Origin of the sequence: Fictibacillus fluitans, assembly GCF_030418125.1 — a bacterium.
Lineage (GTDB): Bacteria > Bacillota > Bacilli > Bacillales > Fictibacillaceae > Fictibacillus_C > Fictibacillus_C fluitans.
In genome coordinates this window covers 86,559-104,130 of record NZ_JAUHTR010000008.1, presented here as the reverse complement: position 1 = coordinate 104,130, position 17,572 = coordinate 86,559, and the positions used below count along the sequence as shown (strand labels likewise).

The 17,572-nt window shown below is 45.3% G+C and carries 24 protein-coding genes and 1 riboswitch; of the genes, 19 read left to right on the top strand and 5 right to left on the bottom strand.

What is annotated here, in order from left to right; translation table 11 throughout:
- Positions 1 to 74: 74 nt before the first annotated feature.
- From QYB97_RS15500 to QYB97_RS15485, 4 genes are all read left to right on the top strand, one after another.
- A complete protein-coding gene (locus tag QYB97_RS15500) occupies positions 75 to 821 on the top strand; it encodes a type II toxin-antitoxin system SpoIISA family toxin (protein ID WP_301166915.1) in 747 nt (248 codons plus the stop codon).
- Positions 818 to 1,009 carry a hypothetical protein gene (locus QYB97_RS15495; RefSeq protein WP_301166914.1) on the top strand — a complete coding sequence of 64 codons (192 nt, stop codon included), beginning with the start codon at positions 818 to 820 and terminating at the stop codon, positions 1,007 to 1,009. The genes QYB97_RS15500 and QYB97_RS15495 overlap by 4 nt, the downstream gene beginning before the upstream one ends.
- A 95-nt stretch (positions 1,010 to 1,104) precedes the next feature.
- The gene (locus QYB97_RS15490; RefSeq protein WP_301166913.1) at positions 1,105 to 1,251 is read left to right on the top strand and encodes a hypothetical protein; all 147 of its coding nucleotides are present in this window, start codon (positions 1,105 to 1,107) and stop codon (positions 1,249 to 1,251) included.
- A 114-nt stretch (positions 1,252 to 1,365) separates the two neighbouring features.
- The gene (locus QYB97_RS15485) at positions 1,366 to 1,575 is read left to right on the top strand and encodes a helix-hairpin-helix domain-containing protein (RefSeq protein ID WP_301166912.1); all 210 of its coding nucleotides are present in this window, start codon (positions 1,366 to 1,368) and stop codon (positions 1,573 to 1,575) included.
- On the opposite strand, the gene QYB97_RS15480 is transcribed toward QYB97_RS15485, so the two are convergent.
- Positions 1,576 to 2,757 carry a chromate transporter gene (locus QYB97_RS15480; RefSeq protein WP_301166911.1) on the bottom strand — a complete coding sequence of 394 codons (1,182 nt, stop codon included), beginning with the start codon at positions 2,755 to 2,757 and terminating at the stop codon, positions 1,576 to 1,578.
- A 171-nt stretch (positions 2,758 to 2,928) separates the two neighbouring features.
- Between QYB97_RS15480 and QYB97_RS15475 the strand changes: the two genes are divergently transcribed.
- The 9 genes from QYB97_RS15475 (at position 2,929) to QYB97_RS15435 (ending at position 9,061) form a co-directional block, all read left to right on the top strand.
- The gene (locus tag QYB97_RS15475; RefSeq protein ID WP_301166910.1) at positions 2,929 to 4,176 is read left to right on the top strand and encodes an alkaline phosphatase; all 1,248 of its coding nucleotides are present in this window, start codon (positions 2,929 to 2,931) and stop codon (positions 4,174 to 4,176) included.
- 151 nt (positions 4,177 to 4,327) lie between these two features.
- Complete coding sequence (locus QYB97_RS15470; protein WP_301166909.1) at positions 4,328 to 4,672, top strand: DUF1801 domain-containing protein; 345 nt, start codon at positions 4,328 to 4,330, stop codon at positions 4,670 to 4,672.
- 233 nt (positions 4,673 to 4,905) lie between these two features.
- Positions 4,906 to 5,463, top strand: a complete 558-nt coding sequence (locus QYB97_RS15465; RefSeq protein WP_301166908.1) for a peptidoglycan-binding domain-containing protein — start codon at positions 4,906 to 4,908, stop codon at positions 5,461 to 5,463.
- 110 nt (positions 5,464 to 5,573) lie between these two features.
- A complete protein-coding gene (locus QYB97_RS15460; protein ID WP_301166907.1) occupies positions 5,574 to 6,044 on the top strand; it encodes a DinB family protein in 471 nt (156 codons plus the stop codon).
- Positions 6,045 to 6,171: 127 nt separating this feature from the next.
- A complete protein-coding gene (locus QYB97_RS15455) occupies positions 6,172 to 6,597 on the top strand; it encodes a DMT family transporter (protein WP_301166906.1) in 426 nt (141 codons plus the stop codon).
- A gap of 27 nt (positions 6,598 to 6,624) precedes the next feature.
- Complete coding sequence (locus QYB97_RS15450; protein WP_301166905.1) at positions 6,625 to 7,323, top strand: Crp/Fnr family transcriptional regulator; 699 nt, start codon at positions 6,625 to 6,627, stop codon at positions 7,321 to 7,323.
- A 20-nt stretch (positions 7,324 to 7,343) separates the two neighbouring features.
- Positions 7,344 to 7,811 (top strand): DMT family transporter, encoded by a 468-nt coding sequence (locus QYB97_RS15445; RefSeq protein WP_301166904.1) that lies wholly within the window; start codon positions 7,344 to 7,346, stop codon positions 7,809 to 7,811.
- Positions 7,808 to 8,515, top strand: a complete 708-nt coding sequence (locus QYB97_RS15440) for a YjjG family noncanonical pyrimidine nucleotidase (protein WP_301166903.1) — start codon at positions 7,808 to 7,810, stop codon at positions 8,513 to 8,515. Before QYB97_RS15445 ends, QYB97_RS15440 begins: the two co-directional genes overlap by 4 nt.
- Before the next feature lie 102 nt (positions 8,516 to 8,617).
- A complete protein-coding gene (locus QYB97_RS15435; protein WP_301166902.1) occupies positions 8,618 to 9,061 on the top strand; it encodes a DUF6376 family protein in 444 nt (147 codons plus the stop codon).
- Positions 9,062 to 9,110: 49 nt separating this feature from the next.
- Here the strand turns inward: QYB97_RS15435 and QYB97_RS15430 are convergent, their stop codons facing one another.
- Positions 9,111 to 9,320, bottom strand: a complete 210-nt coding sequence (locus tag QYB97_RS15430) for a YozQ family protein (RefSeq protein WP_301166901.1) — start codon at positions 9,318 to 9,320, stop codon at positions 9,111 to 9,113.
- Between the two features lie 316 nt (positions 9,321 to 9,636).
- Between QYB97_RS15430 and QYB97_RS15425 the strand changes: the two genes are divergently transcribed.
- Positions 9,637 to 10,071 carry an NUDIX hydrolase gene (locus QYB97_RS15425; protein WP_301166900.1) on the top strand — a complete coding sequence of 145 codons (435 nt, stop codon included), beginning with the start codon at positions 9,637 to 9,639 and terminating at the stop codon, positions 10,069 to 10,071.
- A gap of 57 nt (positions 10,072 to 10,128) precedes the next feature.
- Here QYB97_RS15425 and QYB97_RS15420 read toward each other — a convergent pair whose 3' ends face one another.
- The gene (locus QYB97_RS15420) at positions 10,129 to 10,884 is read right to left on the bottom strand and encodes a YqjF family protein (RefSeq protein WP_301166899.1); all 756 of its coding nucleotides are present in this window, start codon (positions 10,882 to 10,884) and stop codon (positions 10,129 to 10,131) included.
- A 179-nt stretch (positions 10,885 to 11,063) separates the two neighbouring features.
- Here QYB97_RS15420 and QYB97_RS15415 point away from each other — a divergent pair, with 179 nt between their 5' ends.
- Together QYB97_RS15415 and QYB97_RS15410 are read left to right on the top strand one after the other, a co-directional pair.
- Positions 11,064 to 12,470, top strand: coding sequence for an FAD-binding oxidoreductase (locus tag QYB97_RS15415; RefSeq protein WP_425589814.1), 1,407 nt, complete (start codon positions 11,064 to 11,066; stop codon positions 12,468 to 12,470).
- Positions 12,463 to 13,764, top strand: a complete 1,302-nt coding sequence (locus QYB97_RS15410; protein WP_301166897.1) for a (Fe-S)-binding protein — start codon at positions 12,463 to 12,465, stop codon at positions 13,762 to 13,764. Before QYB97_RS15415 ends, QYB97_RS15410 begins: the two co-directional genes overlap by 8 nt.
- A gap of 34 nt (positions 13,765 to 13,798) precedes the next feature.
- Here the strand turns inward: QYB97_RS15410 and QYB97_RS15405 are convergent, their stop codons facing one another.
- A complete protein-coding gene (locus tag QYB97_RS15405) occupies positions 13,799 to 14,632 on the bottom strand; it encodes a MetQ/NlpA family ABC transporter substrate-binding protein (protein WP_301166896.1) in 834 nt (277 codons plus the stop codon).
- A gap of 118 nt (positions 14,633 to 14,750) precedes the next feature.
- Positions 14,751 to 14,865, bottom strand: a riboswitch (SAM riboswitch).
- Between the two features lie 180 nt (positions 14,866 to 15,045).
- Between QYB97_RS15405 and QYB97_RS15400 the strand changes: the two genes are divergently transcribed.
- Together QYB97_RS15400 and QYB97_RS15395 are read left to right on the top strand one after the other, a co-directional pair.
- On the top strand, positions 15,046 to 15,474 hold the full coding sequence (locus tag QYB97_RS15400; protein ID WP_301166895.1) for a DMT family transporter: 429 nt from the start codon (positions 15,046 to 15,048) through the stop codon (positions 15,472 to 15,474).
- Positions 15,475 to 15,486: 12 nt separating this feature from the next.
- On the top strand, positions 15,487 to 15,939 hold the full coding sequence (locus QYB97_RS15395) for a DMT family transporter (protein ID WP_301166894.1): 453 nt from the start codon (positions 15,487 to 15,489) through the stop codon (positions 15,937 to 15,939).
- Positions 15,940 to 15,993: 54 nt separating this feature from the next.
- Here the strand turns inward: QYB97_RS15395 and QYB97_RS15390 are convergent, their stop codons facing one another.
- The gene (locus tag QYB97_RS15390; RefSeq protein WP_301166893.1) at positions 15,994 to 16,866 is read right to left on the bottom strand and encodes a LysR family transcriptional regulator; all 873 of its coding nucleotides are present in this window, start codon (positions 16,864 to 16,866) and stop codon (positions 15,994 to 15,996) included.
- A 114-nt stretch (positions 16,867 to 16,980) separates the two neighbouring features.
- On the opposite strand from QYB97_RS15390, the gene QYB97_RS15385 reads away from it, so the two are divergent.
- Positions 16,981 to 17,439 (top strand): DinB family protein, encoded by a 459-nt coding sequence (locus QYB97_RS15385; protein WP_301166892.1) that lies wholly within the window; start codon positions 16,981 to 16,983, stop codon positions 17,437 to 17,439.
- Positions 17,440 to 17,572: the final 133 nt, after the last annotated feature.

Here is a 17,572-nt window from a genome sequence, read left to right as displayed (position 1 = left end):
ATTTCTGTCTTCAAAGGCAGGAAATGGGCTTTTTCAATTGAATGGTAGACAGCAGGTGACAGGAGGGAGACGCGTTGATTTGGTTTTTTAGGGTGGTCGTTTGGATTGTATTTGTCGGAATCGGGGCATATCTCATCTTTTATTGGCGGGATGAGGACCGGGCAGAGCAGAAGCTGGATGCGATCCGCAAATTGTGGTACGTACTGTACATATTTGGCGCCCTGATCTATTGGACGGGGAATCCGCAGAGTATCTTTACCCATTGGGACCATTATCTGGTCGTTCTTATGGTGTTTATACTGATTGACGCCTTTATTTTCCTGAGTTTGTACTTAAAGAAAATCGGGAATAATGAATTAGCAAGAATCACAAAATCTGTGGAAAACAACCAGATGCTGCTCGATGATTTGCGGGCTAAAGTAAATAATGCGCTGTATATCTTGAAATCGGAAGGAATCACGGCGTATTATGGAAGTAAGGAAAATTATTTATACGGACTGAAACTCGTTCTTGAAGCGTATGTTGAAAAAGAAGGGCATAGTTTTACCATTTTGCCATTCACGACACCACAGGAAAAAAACGAAGCTCTGGTGAAGTATTCGAACGCCAGCTTGATTCAATCAACATTATCCCGGGCGGAAGCCTACTACAATAAAGAAGACAACTTTGCGTTTTATCCGTTTAATATTGAGGATGAAACCTACGTGATTCGTATTTCTTCAACAGCAAAAGTAAGCGATGTGGATTGTTCCCTGATGGGCATCCTGCTCGCCACGTATGATATCTTAGTACAAGCACTGGAAAGGAGTGAGGAGGCATGACAAGAGGAATAGATGTACTGGGAAGCCAGGCGGTTTCACTGAAAAGCGATCGTAAAGGAGTTACATTGAAACCGAGAATTGAGTTCCCGAAAGTCGGCATCAGTCATCACACCCTGCAAGTGATGGAAGAGAACGAGCGGATTATACAAAAAGGACAGCGGCGCGGCGGTACCTTTAAGCATAGATAGGCAGGGGCAGCGGAGATTTCCGCTGCTTTTTTGTATGAATCTACAGCCGGTTTGCATATACTAAAGCAAACATCCATGAAGCTGGAGGGAAGTTTGTGAAAAGCAAACGGTTTGTGTCCCGGATTCAAGGTCCCAAACCGACCTTGTCCCATTTTGAAAAAGCGTTAAAGGAAGAGAACCATTCCATTGTAACGTTTTTAAATGAACTTCGGAAAAAGCGGTGGACCTTTTTTCACCGGTAAATAATAAAGCAAAGAAGAGAGGGGGCTCCCTTTCTTTTTTTGTGTTGTGGAATCCGGCAGGGATTGAAGATGCAGCAGCGAAAAAGAGAACAGAATGCATCCATTTGAGAGAGGGTGAGAAAGCTGGCAGCAGAGGACCAATTTCCGCCGAAAATTGGTAAACCGGCACAGCGCGCTTTGGCAGGTGCCGGCATTACCAGTTATCAAGAGCTTGCGAATGAAAGCGAAAAAACAGTGTCCATGCTTCATGGGATGGGGCCGAATGCATTGGGTAAGTTAAAGGCTGCACTCCAGGAAAAAGGGCTTTCCTTCAAAAAAGAGTGATCAAAGGAAGAGTATTCCACCCACTCCGCCAATTACAACAACGATCCACGGAGACAACTTCCAATACATAAGAAGACTGAAGAGCAGGGCGGCAACAACAAAGTCCGCCGGTTTCAAGATCGAGCTTGTCCAAACGGGATCGTAAAAGGCTGAAATCAAAATTCCTACAACCGCGGCGTTCACTCCTGTGAGCGCTCCTTTAATTTTAGGATGGCGGCGAACCAAATTCCAAAAGGGCAGCGTACCAAAAACAAGCAGAAAGGCAGGGAGAAAAATGGCAAATGCCGCAAGCAATCCACCTGTCCAGCCCTTCATGACTGCTCCAAGGTAAGCCCCAAAGGTAAACAATGGTCCAGGCACGGCCTGGGTTGCACCATATCCCGCAAGAAACGTCTCTTTGCTGACCAGGCCCTCAGGAACAAACTCCTTCTCCAATAAAGGTAAAACCACATGTCCCCCGCCGAAAACGAGCGAGCCAGAACGATAAAAACTGTCAAAGATACCGAACCATGGGCTGGTAACCACGTTTTTCATGATGGGCAAAGTAATCAGGAGGATAAAAAATAAAGTGAGACAGATTGCTCCAAAACGCCTGGAAAGCGGGAACTGGAAGTCTTCTTCTTCATCGCTTACCTTCTGTTTATTATAATAGAACAAGCCGATGATAGCGGATATCAAGATGACAGCGATTTGGCTATAGGCCGTCTGCCACAAAAGGGTCACAACCAATCCGCCCAGCACGATGGCTTTCCGTTTCAGATCGGGTGCCAGCTTCCCTGCCATTCCGAAGATCGCCTGGGCGATGACGGCAACAGCCACGATTTTTAAACCATGTATCCAACCGGCATTGTTTATGTCAATATCCTTTAACATCATTGCAAAAAGAGTGAGTGCGATAACAGAAGGCAGCGTAAAGCCGATGAACGAAACAATTCCTCCGATCACTCTGGCACGCATGACACCGATGCCAATCCCTACCTGGCTGCTGGCGGGACCAGGAAGGAACTGGCACAAAGCGACCAGCTCGGCGTAGTTCTTTTCACTGATCCATTTTCTCTTTTTTACATATTCATCAAAAAAATACCCAAGATGAGCGATAGGGCCGCCAAATGAGGTTAATCCCAGTTTGGAGGAGACGAGGAAAAGTTCCCAAAGAGATCCCTTGTTTTTATTTTTTTCCATACACACACCTGCTTTATAGATTTCATTTTTAGTATAAATGATTTTCAGCATGACGGCTTCTTCTTTACAATCCCGTAATGAAACTTCACCGTTTTATTACAAACGCTTCAATGTACCTTCATATTCGTTTACTACAATGGGGGCACATCAGAGAAAGAGGGAGTGGACGTATTGAAGAAGAAAGCAATAGCTGCAGCCACACTATCATTGGCTTTGATAACATCATTTGGCGTCAATCAAATGGCAGATGCAAAAGAGGGGAAATCTGCCCATCCTGATAAAGCAAAGAATGTCATCATGTTTGTCGGTGACGGAATGGGAGCCTCACACAGGGAAGCCATTCGTTTGGCAGCTCAAGGCCTGAACGGCGAGCTTGCCATGAACAACATGCCTGTTGCCGGAAATGTTCATACCCATTCGACTTCAGTTGTAACCGATTCTGCGGCCGCTGGTACAGCCATGGCGACCGGCCACAAAACGTTTAACGGTGCTATCGGAGTGGATGAAAATAAAAAACCTGTCAAATCGATTCTTGAAATGGCGAGCGAAGCAGGGAAATCAACCGGTCTTGTGACGACAAGCCAGATCACGGATGCAACGCCCGCATCATTAGGCGCACATGTGAATGATCGTAATAAGCAAAGTGAAATCGCGAAACAATATCTTGAAAACAGCAAAGTCGATGTCCTTCTTGGCGGTGGTGAAGACTACTGGTATTCAAAAGGCGATGAAGGCAAGTTTAAGGATCACCCGGCAAAGGATAAAGAAGAGGAAAGTAAAGGAAACGAGGGGGATCTCGTAGCAAAAGCAGAAAAACTCGGTTATGACTATGTCACTAATCAAAAAGATCTTGAAGGATCCAACAGCCATCGCCTGCTCGGATTGTTCGCAAACGAGGAAATGTTTGAGCAGAACCCGGAAGGTGAAGGGGACCTTTATGATCCTGTCGTTCCGCTGCCGGATATGACCACCAAAGCGATCGACACATTGTCACAGAATAAAAAAGGATTCTTCCTCATGGTAGAAGAGGAAGGCATTGACGAAATGTCACATGAAAACAATGGAAAACTGATGATGAAAGCAGGAAAACAGCTCGATAAATCGGTACAGGTTGCGAAAGATTATGCGAAAAAGCATCCTGACACATTAGTTCTGGTAGCAGCTGACCATGAGAGCGGCGGCCTTTCCATCGAAGAAGTCACTCCTGACGATGAGAGTGGTGTTGGTGTGTCTAAAGAAGATGGCCCGTTTACACCGGCTCACTCCAAGGATGAGTTTAATCTGGATTGGTCAACCAATGAACACGGTGGACAATCGGTTCCGTTAACTGCTCAGGGACCAGGGGCAGAAAAGCTTCAGGGCACCTATGAGAACACGGAAATTTTTAAAGCGATGAAAGAAGCTATGCATCTTAAATAATTGGCAGGAAAAACGTCCAGACAGCGGTCTGGGCGTTTTGTTTTGTCATCTTTTGTAGAATGTATTGAAGCATGATCAACAATATGATATGTATAATTTGGAGAATATTCAGTCATCATCGCCTATCATGTTAAGCGGAGGGAATGATGTTATGAATTCGGAGGTAACAGTATTTATTGAAAAGTTGGACAAACCATGGAAAATTGAGATCGCAAGTCAGCTTCGCAGTATGGTTCACTCCACGATTCCTGATGTAGAGGAACGCATCCAGTATAAGAAGCCCCATTTTCTTAAAAACGGAAAATATACAGCAGTGATTACACCATCAAAAGACGCAGTCGCTTTTATGATTTTTAACACAGCTGATCTTGAATTGCCAGAGGGTAAATTCGAAGGTCCTCCAGAGAGAAAATGGATTAAATTTCGAGATGGTGACACCCCTGATTATGAAGCTCTGGCACAGCTGTTGACACAGGCTTCCGCAGCTCAGGTTTAGTTTTTTCAAAGTAATGAAGAGAGTACTGTTGAGGGAGTTCAGCAGTACTTTTTTACGTTGTGAATATGAAAATGACGTGATATGCAACTAAATCGTGTCGAACCGCAACTAACACTGGAATTAAATGGGTATTATTACCTATTTAGGGAGTGAAAGGTTGTAAGGGACAGACCATGGGGTATAGATTAATGTTGTGTGTTTTTTACTAAAACTTGTAAGGGGGCCATCGTTTTATGAGTTTGAAAAAGTCTGTGTTCTGCCTGGTCGCTGCAGGAGTTCTGGCCGCTGCACCGTTGTTTCCAACTCCATCGCATGCTGCATCACAAGTGAAATCACAACAATCGAGCACGCCTGACCCGTATCCCGGTCATGTCATTAAGTATGGGGACCGCGGATCGGATGTGAAGAAGGTCCAACAGCAGCTTACAAGAAATTTGATTCCGACCACAGCTGATGGAGTCTTTGGCAAAAAGACACTGGAAAATGTCAAGTTGTTTCAGCACTACCGGTTTCTGACTGAAGATGGAATTGTCGGGCCAACCACATGGAATACCTTGTATCAAACCAGCTTGCCGTATCCTGGCCATGTTACCAAAAAAGGTGACAAGGGAGAGAATGTGGTAAATATTCAAAAACGGTTAAAAGTCGTGGTGGGTGATATTACAGTGGACGGGGATTTTGGCCCGAAAACGGAAGCGAAAGTGAAAGAGTTTCAAAAGAAATTGCGCCTTCAGGTTGATGGCATCGTCGGCCGGGAAACGTGGGAAGTCCTTTTTAATTATCAGGAATAGCTATTTACTACAGGGAAAACAGTCTGCTGTTTCCCTGTTTTTTTATTGGTGCTTTTTAAAGAGGATATTCTGTAGTCCTGTAGAAAGAGGTTTTCAGAAAGGGTGAGTACATGAAAACTTTATTTCACTATAACTGGCAGGTCCGGGAAGATTGGTACATGTGGTGTGAAGACGTACCTCTTGAAGAACTTCTGAAAGAGCGGACAGGCGGGGTAGGCGGGATTCTTCATACTTTGTTCCATATTGCGGATGTGGAATGGAGCTGGATACGGGCAATGCAAGGGAAACCCGACTTTCAGGAAAGCTTTGAGGGCTACCGGTCCCTGGAAAAGGTCAGGAGGCTCGACGCCGGGTTTAAACCGGAAGTTCAGGCCTTTGTGAACGCATGGAACGATAGCATGGAACATCAACTCATGGAGGAAATTGGAGACGAACGTTTTACACGCGGTGAAATCATGAGACACATGATTGCCCATGAAATTCATCACATCGGTCAGTTGTCTGTTTGGGCAAGGGAGATAGGAAAAGAGCCGGTCACTGCCAATTTTATCCGCCGGGGGCTGGGAGCCATAATAGGTTAATGAAAAAAGCTGGGAAGCCAGCTTTTTTATTTTTTCTTAATTTACTATAATGAGGACATATGTCCTTTCCATAACTTGTGTCTTTCCCTGATAATGAGTAATGGAAATTGAAAAAGGGAGAGATAGGATGAAAGGGATTTTATTTGCACTGCTGGGCGGATTTTTTATTACCTTGCAGGGTGTGGCGAATTCCCGGATCAGCCAGGATATCGGTACCTGGCAGGCAACAACCCTGACACAGGGAACGGGTTTTGTGGCAGCATTTATTTTGATGATGGTGTTTCGTGATGATACATGGAAGCAGTTCCGCCGGGTAAAGCCTCTTTATCTTGCTGGGGGTTCATTTGCGGCGATCGTCATTTTCAGTAATGTGACGGCCATTCATTTGATCGGTGTGACAGTCTCGATTTCGGCGCTCCTCATTGCGCAGCTGAGCATGGCCTTCTTAACGGACAGCTTCGGTTGGTTCGGAGTGTCAAAACAACGGATGAAGCTGCCTCAGTTTATTGGCATCGGGATGATGATTGCCGGAGTACTTATTCTGAGTTTTTAGGTCAAATGATGGGTGGAAGGTGAGAATATGGAGGCTTCGAAGGATTCAGCCAGGATTACAGCCTATTTGCGCTCAAATGGAATCGAAACACTATTCAATCCCAGTCTGCAGGAACATTTAACACTCTGCACGTTTCTTCAGGGCGAAAAAATTTGTGTCCAGGGTGAACCCTTGGATTCTCTGTATGTTCTGGTTCAGGGAAAAGTGAAAGTATATACTACTTCGCCGGAAGGGAAGACGTTGATCCTTTCATTCAAAAACCCGCTGGAACTGATCGGCGATATTGAATATGTAAGAGGTACAGAGACGGTTAATACGGTAGAGGCCGTATCTGAGGTCATCATGATCGGGATTCATCACCGCTGGCTGAAAAAATACGGAAACGACGACCCGGCATTTTTAAATTTTTTACTGAAAATCATCACCAATAAATTTTATATTAAATCCAATACCTTATGGTTCAACTTGCTCTATCCGGTGGAAGTCCGGCTGGCAAGCTACCTGTTGTCTGTTTCGTTTGATGCCTCGGATGGCTTATTAACCGGAAGGCACAGCACGGCGAGTCTGAAGGATGCCGCCAACCTGATTGGAACGAGCTATCGCCATCTGAACCGGGTGATTCAGCAGCTGTGTGCAGATGGCCTGGTTGAACGGTACAATGGGGGGATCCTTGTGACGGACCGTGAAGGGCTAAAGAAACTGGCGAATGATAATATTTACGAGTAAAGAAAAGGAGTAGGTGCTTTATGCTTTTGGGAATTCTTTTGGCACTGATCGCGGGTTCGCTGGTCGGTATGCAAAATATATTTAACAGTAAAGTGAATGAGCATGCGAACTCCTGGGCGACGACCACGTTGGTGCTGTGCCTTGGGTTTCTTGCTTCCCTGACACTGGGATTTGTGTTTGAGGGCAGCCAAATCCTCGCTTTTCATCCGATGCAGACATGGTATTGGTTCAGCGGTCTGATCGGGGTCGGTGTGGTTACGTGTGTCGTCCAAAGCATGAAAAGGCTCCGGCCGACCGTCGCCATTTCCATTGTCATGGCCTCTCAGCTGGGATTTGCCCTGATTATGGACACATACGGGTTTTTAGGCTTGAAGCCCGTACCGTTTACATTCAAACAGCTGATTGGTGTGCTTATCATTATTGTGGGAATTGTTCTGTTTAAATCCAACAGCCGTGAAGAAAAACAGCAAAAGGAGATCGCCTCATGAAAACCTACAAAACGTTATTATTTGATGCGGATGATACACTTCTGGATTTTAAAGCAACGGAAAAAGCGGCATTGCGCATGCTGTTTGAGCAGGAAAAGCTGCCATTTTCGGATGAAATGGAAGCGCATTACAGAGAGCTGAACCAAAGTTTATGGAAGGCGTATGAAGGGGGAGAAATTGAGCGGTCAGAGCTGCTGAACACCCGCTTTGCGCTTTTTATGAAAGAATACGGCCATGAAGCAGACGGCATTTCCATGGAGAAAAGCTACCGTGTTTTTCTGGATGAAGGATTTCATCTTATAGACGGGGCGATTGAATTGATCACAGAGCTAAAGGATGACTACCATGTGTATATCGTAACGAACGGTGTTTCGAAAACGCAGGATAAACGTCTGCGTGGATCGGGCCTCCATGGATTGTTCAAAAGGATTTTTGTGTCGGAGGACACAGGGTACCAAAAGCCGATGAAAGAGTACTTTGAGTATGTGTTTGAACGGGTTCCGGGATTTTCACCGGAAGAAACCCTGATTATTGGAGATTCCCTGCATTCCGACATCAAAGGCGGCCAGATGGCGGGACTGGATACATGCTGGTACAATCCGGAAGGGAAACAGAATGATTCAGGAATTGGGCCTACATATGAAATTCGAAAGCTGGAAGAGCTTTATCCCATCTTGAATGGGAATCAGGAAAAGAAACTTTAAATGAAGTTTCTTTTTTTGTGGCTATTTCTCATAAAGTGAAACCTAAACCTGAGCTGTTACGTAAGGATACTATCAGGATGAAACGAGCCAAGGAGGAAAAGTATGCATATAAAAAAGATCGGCCTGATTCTAGGATTACTTGCCCTTACTGGATGTTCAGCCGTTACGGATACAGCCAATACCGTCAACTATGTAAAAGAAGCCAAAGAATTTGCAGGGGAAGTCTCCAGCTTCAGCAGTGATACCACCGGTCTTGTCCGGGATGCCGTAAATGATGAAACCAAACGAAAAGAATTGGAAACTCAGTTGAAACAGATGAAATCGGACGTCAAGGAATTTACCGGCCTGACGCCTCCAGAGAGCCTGCAGGAACTTCATGGCCAGATGGAGTCTAAAGCAAAATCGCTGGAAGGCGGGATTGATCTGTACCTGAAAAACATCAGGGAAGGGAAGCTGGATACTTCATTTATCGAAGACCATCCCCTAATGAAACAGGTGAGCGATATCAATAAAATATACGAGGATATTAAGAGTTTAGGGAATTAAAAAGGAAAAGCCTGCAGCTATTAATTGATAGCTGCAGGCTTTTTTGTTCTTATTTATTTTTGTAGATGTTATGGCCCTTTCGCTGTAGCGGGACATCTTTGCCTTCGACATTTTCGATTACACCATCAATGGTTCCTTCTGCATAATCATCACTAACCTGTTCATGGGTAATGGCAAGGCCCTGCTCGGTTTCAGACTGGCTGCTGTAATCAGACGGATCATAATTCTTCTCTGCGATTTCTTCGCTCTTTTGGTCCATATCCCTGCATCCTTCCTTTCTAAGCTACCGTTAGTGTTCATTGGATTCTTCGGAATTATTCAAAACTGACTAAAAACAGATGAATTCTCTGAAGGCCTTTGGGCAACGGGCAGTGCACCGGATGGCACAGGCGATATTAAATATTAAGAGAATCCTGCTCCTCTTGGAAATATTCCAAGACCAGAGGTTCCTGCGACACAGGTTCACCATGATCTGGATCGTGACTCTGTCAAAGTGGGTTTTTTTATTTTGAAGAAGGGCATCCTTCCGGAGTAAAGAATAGTAAATGGATTAACAATTGAGAAGGAGCTTGGCGATGAGACGAGTGGATGTCGTATATGTCCTGCTTTTTGATGAAGCTTGGGAAAAGATATTGATGGTTAAAAACTACGGCGATGAATCCTCTTATTACACACTTCCCGGAGGAGCAGTGGAGGCTGGCGAAACACTGGAGGAAGCAGCGGTACGTGAGGTGAAGGAAGAAACAGGACTGAACATTGAAGTGCAAAAAATCTTTGGAATCAGTGAGCAGTTCTTCGAGACAAGAGGGCATCATGTGGTTTTCTTTGTGTTTAACGGGAAAATAACAGGCGGTAAAATCGGAATTCAGTTTCCAGACGAGATTGAAGAAGTGGTATGGATGCCGGCAGAGATGGCTGAAACATTTATGCCAGTACCACGGGGTGTGAAAGAACGCATGAAAAAAGGGATAACCGTTACATATCTTCCACCTGAGAACCAGGTGCACTAATGATAAAAGGGCTGTTCTGAAAATCCGTTTGTACGTGATTTTCAGAACAGCCCTTTTTTAAAGATCGACCTGGCGCAACGGCCAAAACAGAACCTTTTGGGTTTTGGAATAATGAAGAACAGGCTGAAGATCAGGAAGCTCAAAGCCGGCACTCGCAGTTACAACCGAGTTAACTCGGATTTCGGCTTCTGTCTGTTGAAGGGGCCAAGGCTCGTGGTGGATATCAACATAATACAGTTTGTTTTTGTTTACGGTGTAGAAACGGTATCTTTCGGCCAGCCAATAATCAAGGGACTCTTTATTGCTGTGAAAAGGAGGGGCTGCCGGCTTGTAATGCGCAAGGAAATCAGCTTTTGTCTTTGCGATTTCCTGCCGTCTGCTCAGGTAATGAACGCGGCCGTCGGCGACTTCAATATTCATTTTGGCAAAGCGGTAAGGCAAATGGAAAAAGGAACGGGCGCCTTTTACAGCAAGGTGACTGGCGGCATCCAAACTGAAAAAGTAGATGCCGGGAATACCTTTATATTTCACGTATGTTCTCACGTTCAGCTCAGGAAACGCATGGGCAAAGGGGAAAGGCGGCAGGTATCTTGGACGGAATTCATTAAGATAAAAAGGGATCACGCCAATCCACGCCTGATTGTCATATGTATCCATCTCAAGGCAAGAGGGTATTTTTTCACGAAGGACGGAAACAGGAACTGGCCAATGAGCGTACAGCAGATGATTCCATCGCTGTGTCGCAATCCACGGTCCAGCGGGAAGCGGGAATGGCCGGTGGCCGGTTTGATTCAAGATGTGTTTGAAGTCCATGGCTCATGCCTCCAATTCAGGGGATGTAATATGGTTATTCCCGCCGGAAGTTGATACCACACGGGAAAAAATAAAAAAGACTGGAACAAGAAGGTTATTTTAATAGAATCGTGAAGATGTATAAACATAGGTCAAGTTTAAGCTTAATGGCAGAAAAGGTGAAAGATAGCATGAAAATAATGACATCGGTTCATGAAAAGGAGCTTCAGTCCATTTTTGGAGAAGAGAGAGTACTGTTGGAAGAAAGTGACCGGCTTAGTTATTCGTTTGATGCATCCTTTGGCACGTATATGCCGGATGCCGTTGTTCAGCCACGCTCAGCCGGGGAAGTGGCTCAGGTGATGAAGCTTGCCAACCGTGAAGGAATTCCTGTTTATCCCCGTGGGCAGGCGACTTCATTAAGCGGGGGACCACTTCCGGTGCATGGAGGCATTGTGCTGGATTGCTCCCAATGGAACGATACGCTTGAAATTTATCCAGATGATATGGTAGCTGTCGTGTCTCCTGGTGTATTAACGTCAAAGATTGATGAAGCTGCCGCAATGTGGGGGCTGATGTACCCGCCAGATCCAAGCAGTTCACATGTCTCTACCATTGGCGGGAATCTGGCCGAAAACTCGGGTGGGCCCAGAGGATTGAAATACGGTGTCACCAAAGATTATTGCATTGGCCTTGAGATTGTGACACCGGAAGGCCATATCATGAGAACTGGCGGACGAACGATCAAGAATGTAACCGGCTATGATCTGACGAAACTTATTGTTGGTTCCGAGGGCACGCTGTGTGTGATAACGGAAGCTACATTGAAGCTCGCTCCAAGACCCCAGGCCACTAGAACGGCCATGGTCATTTTCGATGATTTGGTGATATCGGGACAGGCCATCACCAAGGTGCTGACCTCCGGAATTCTGCCATCCAAATTGGAATTAATGGACCAGGCATGCATCATCGCTGTGGAGGAATATAAGCCTTCAGGACTCCCGGTGACGGCAGAGGCCATCGTGCTTATTGAGCTGGACGGGCATCAAAAAGCGATCGAAGAAGAAATTGAAAAGGTGGCTTCGCTTTGCAGGGAGGCAGGAGCGCGTTCAATCCACGTTGCAGGCAGCAGTGAGGAAGCCGCAAAGCTGTGGCAGGCGAGAAAGCTGGTTTCACCGGCGGTTGTGAGAAAGAAACCAACGAAAGTCTCGGAGGATGCCACCGTGCCACGAAGCAAAATTCCCGCAATGTTTCAGAGGCTAAAAGAAATCAGGGAGCGGTTTCATGTCGATCTTGTGGTTTTCGGGCATGCCGGTGACGGGAATCTTCACCCGAACATCATATGTGATAAAAGGAATCTGGAAGAAATGGAACGCGTGGAGCAGGCAGTGGAGGAGATTTTTAAAGCAGCTATCAAGCTTGGAGGCACGCTTTCCGGCGAGCATGGAATTGGAACGATGAAGTCTCCCTTTATGGAAATGGAGGTCGGTGCCATTGGTCTTGACATGATGAAGCGCATGAAGGATGCATGGGATCCCAATCAAATCATGAACCCGGGCAAGATTTTTCCTGAACCGGGACAAAAGCTGGTGCTGCGGGATGAGTGAGGCTATCGATCGGTTGAAGACGCAACTTCATTATGAAAAGACCTTTGATTGTGTTCAGTGCGGCTATTGTCTGCCGGCTTGCCCCACTTATGAGACGATGGGGAAGGAAACCCACTCACCAAGAGGCAGAATCAATTTGGTGAAAATGGCAGCTGAAGGAAAAATCGGTGTGGAAACAATGAGGGAACCAATTGAAAAATGTCTGGGCTGCCGTGCATGCCAGACCGTTTGCCCGACCAATGTCCAGTATGGCGAGATTCTTGAAGGAGCCAAATCGGTGTTGGAGGATCTTGAAGAGAAATCAAAAAAACAGCGGATGACGGAAAATTTTATATTTAACGAACTGTTCACATCAAGAAGATGGATGAATTTAATAGGAAATGCGACCTGGTTTTATCAAAAGTCCGGTTTGCAGGCAATCGCGCGCAATACGGGAATGACCTCTATTGCCCCGCTTCACCTTGACAAGTTCGAAGCGGTGCTGCCTGAGGTGGCATCTCCGTTTGAACGTAGAAATTCACCAGGCCTCGTGAAGGCGAAAGGGAGCTCTAAACTAAGAGTAGGATTCGTCCGTGGCTGTGTGATGGACAGTGTATTTCATCAGACCAATAAAAACACAATTGAACTGCTTTCAAGAGCCGGAGCAGAAGTTGTGATTCCAAAAGCGCAGACATGCTGCGGCGCACTTCATTCACATACCGGCAAGCTTGAAGAGGCACGCCAGTTGGCCAAACAAAACATAGAGGCGTTTGAGAATGAAAAGGTTGATTACATCGTAAACAATGCAGGCGGATGTGGAGCCATGCTTGTTGAGTATGATCAATTGCTGAAAGATGACCCTGATTGGGAGATGCGTGCTCAGCATTTTTCGAAAAAAACTCGCGATGTGTCTGTTGTACTAACAGAGCTTGATGGGCTGGAATTTCATCATTCAGTGAATGAGAGGGTAACCTATCAATCTTCCTGCCATATGCTGCACGTTCAAAAAGTAGCAGCGGAGCCATTGGAGCTGCTGCGGAAAGTACCGGGTATTACCTACAGGGAGATGCCTGGTTATGACCGGTGCTGCGGCTCAGCAGGTATTTATAACATTGTAAACTACGAAGATTCCATGGAGATTCTTGATCTTAAGATGGAAAAGACGGTAGAAACAAAAGCAGACACAATTGTGACGACTAATCCCGGCTGTCTTTTGCAAATGAAACTGGGTATTCAAAGAGAGGGACTTGAAAACAAAGTAAGAGCCCTTCACCTCGTGGATTTTTTAATAGAAGCAAATCCCCAGCCAAAATGAAAAGAACCCGGAGAAAATCTCCGGGTTCTTTTGGTTACTTCGACACAGGGAAAACCGCGCCTTTGTATTTTTTCTCGATAAACGATTTAATCTCTTTGGAATGAAGCACTTCAACCAGCGTTTTGATGGCTTTCTTATCCTTGTCGCCTTCACGTACGGTGATGATGTTGGCAAAAGGAGAGTTTGAACCTTCAAGTGCGATCGCATCTTTTTTCGGATTTAATCCGGCGTCGATGGCATAATTCGTGTTGATGACAACCGCGTCGCCTTCCTTGTATTTATACGCTTTTGTAAGAAGAGCCGGTTCAATATCCGCTTTAAATTTCAGGTGTTTCGGATTATCGGTAATGTCTTTCAATTGTGCGCTGTACCCAACGCCTTTCTTTAATTTAATCAATCCCTCTTTTTCAAAGATTGAAAGAATTCTTCCGTGCTCTGCGACCGAATTGCTCATGATAACCTTAGCGCCGTCCGGCAGGTCCTTCAGTGATTTGTATTTTTGTGAATAAACACCCATGGGTTCAATATGGATGGCGCCAGCATCCTCGAACTTATACTTGGAATTTTCCTTCATTTGCTGTTCAAGGTAAGGAATGTGCTGAAAATAGTTGGCATCGATTTCTTTATTGGCCAACGCTTTGTTGGGCAGCACATAATCCTGGAACTTAACAATTTTCAGGTCAATTCCTTTATCTTTAAGCAAAGGAACGGCTTCCTCCAGGATTTCGGCATGAGGCACGTTTGAAGCCCCCACGGTCAGTTTCTCCAGTTTCTTGTCCCCGCTTCCGGAGCCTGATGATCCGCATGCCGACAGCACGCCCGCCAATAAAACGCCAAGCGGCAATAATCCCCACTTTTTAATATTCATTGAATTTCCAACCCCCATTTCTTTTTTGATAACTTTACACAGTACAGGAGAGCGGCAGCATTGAAAAGCCCCCAGTCTCAGGTAAGAGCGACTGGGGGCGACGAATTCATCCGTTGACCTCTCATCTCTCAGCTCACGCCGTCAGATTTAGCACCGTTTTCATGCTGGCTGTTCAGCATGAAGGGTTGCCGGGCTTCATTGGGCTAATTCCCTCCGCCTGCTCTTAATAAGAGTGTATTCTTATCAAATTACTATGTATTATGTCAGCGATTCAGACCGCTGTCAATGACTTTTTTCTTAGCTGGTGGCTATCTATAAATTTATTTATGGGGGTTCTATTATTTTGTAATTTGTTTTCTGCACGTGATGAGCTTAGGATGGGGAGTATGTTTTAAAGGAATGAGGGGTTAATCTTGAAAATCATTTACTATGTGTTTGCCCTGGCCGGCGGTTTTGCTTTAAGTATGGAAGGAGCAATCGCCAGTGAGCTTGGGAAAACGATTGGAGAACTTGAAAGCAGCTACTTTATTTTTCTTACAGGAACGGTCCTGTTAACCTTAATCACGCTGTTCTTTGGAAAAGGGGACTTATCTTATATATTCAAGGTGCCAAGATGGAATCTTGCCGGTGGATCGCTTGGCATCATTTACTTGACCATGCTGGTCATCAGCGTTCCCTTTATCGGGGTTGGCTTGTCCATGGTGTCTGTGATCATCGGTCAAATGGTCGCAAGTATTGTAATTGAGGGTTTTGGATGGCTTGGAAGCGCAAGGAACCCTGTGGACAGGGACCGCATCTTATCCATTATCTGTATGGCAGCTGCCTTAATTTTAATATTTTAGGAGGGAAAAGAAATGGGTTTGTTTATGGTTTTATTAACGCTCGCAGGAGGCATTTCGTTGAGTGCGCAGTCTTCGATCAACGGTACCTTCGCGAGGAAGGCGGGAACATTTGAAACATCGCTCCTTACCTTTTTTACGGGCGCATTATTCATGACCGTTGTGGTCCTGTTCTTTGGGCAAGGCAATATTGTCCGAGTATTCGAGGTGCCTAAATGGCAATTGTTCTGTGCGGTTCTTGGTGTGTCCTTTATGTTTCTGACCGTATTTACCGTGCCAAAAATAGGAGTGGCCGGCGCCAACATTACAGCAGTCACCGGCCAGCTGCTGGGAAGTATGATCATTGATCAGTATGGACTGTTTGGCGGAAAACAAGTTCCCGTTGATACCGGGCGGGCTCTGGGGTTGCTGTTTATGCTGTTTGCCCTTTATTTTATTTTCCGGTCCCAGCGAAGATCTATAAAATAATTTATAAGGAGCTGTCCTGAAAGTTAAATTGACCTTCAGCCAGCTCCTTTTTTGTTATACATGATCTTTGATAAATTGAATGGTCCTTTGCAAAGCGGGATCACTTTTGTTTTTTATTTTATAGGCAACGTAAATTTCGTTGGTCACATAATGTTCGGGAAAGGGGACTTTGATTGTTCCATCGGCTAATGGACGGTCCAGCATATAGTTTGGAAGTACACTGATTCCATAATTCTGCTCTATGCTGCGCAGGATCATATGCAGATCGAGAAGAATATGGGCGGGCTGCAGCTGGGGCCGTCTTTTAAAAAGCTCCCTCCAGAACCGGCGAATGATAGGGAGATCGAGCCCATAACTGAGCCATTTTTGATGACACAGCCATTTTTCAAATTCGTCCCTGTTTTCAAAATCAGGTATTTCCAGGTTCGGATGGGTAACCACGAGAAATTTTTCCTCCAGGATTTTTACGTGCTCAATCCCTGCGGTTTCATATTTTTGGGACGTGATGACGACATCAGACTTGTCTTCTTTTAAAAATTCCAGTACAGCAGCGGCTGTTCCAAACTGAGCGATCACCTTCAGCTCCAATTCTTCCATATTGGGCAGGAAGGATCCACGGAAAATCTCGGGTGCCGTTCCAATCCGAATCACTGGCAGTGCTGGCGTGGAAGATGCCTTGAAACCAATGGTTGTTTCTTCAAGCGATTCGATGAGCGGTGCCAGTAGGGTATAAAGCTCCTTTCCTTTTTCCGTCGGTTTCATTTTTCTCGACGTACGGGTAAACAGTGATTCCCCGACCTCCGCTTCCAATGCGGCAAGGTGCTGGCTCATTGCCGGCTGGGTCATAAATCTGGATTTGGCTGCTCCAGAGACAGAGTTATGTTTGTAAATGCTGATAAAGCTGCGATACCATTCAAAATCTACCATTCAAATACCATCCTTATTCTTGTCCTCCCATTAAGTTACCCTTTTTATTAAAAAGGCAGACATCGGCATAGATCTGCTGCGTTATAATGGGTTTGAAAAGGGGGGAACACGAATATGATTGCACCTATTCTCCACCAGCTGGAGATTGCAAATCGTTCCATTATGGATCTTATGGACGCCATGGAAGAAAGTGATCTCAATCTTTCATTAGGTAAAAACAAACGAAGTGTAAGAGATTTATTGACTCATATAAGCATGATTTATAAAGCAGACATTTTGATCATGAATGAGGCGGGGCAGAAGGAGATGGAAGATTTTTATTCAGAGCATGATCCGCAATCACGGGAAGAGATCAAAGAACTGCTCACTTCACACTTTGAGTTTTTAAAGACTAGCATTTGCTCCTACCAGGAGGAAGACTGGTCAGCTGTGACAACCTCCTGGTGGGGCGTGTCTTATTCCCGTTATGAATGGATGCTTGAGATCCTCGCACATGTTTATCATCACAGGGGCCAGCTTCACACCGCTCTCAGCATGAATGGAAGGAATTTATCTGTACCGCTTTTTGAGTAACCGCTGTTAACCGGCGGTTACTTTTGTTATGTAAATCCTGTTCTTCCAGATTTTATAATTTGTTAAATTTTTCTTCATACCGCCTCAACAATCATTGTTTATGGTGAAGTAGAAACATAATTAATTGGGGGGA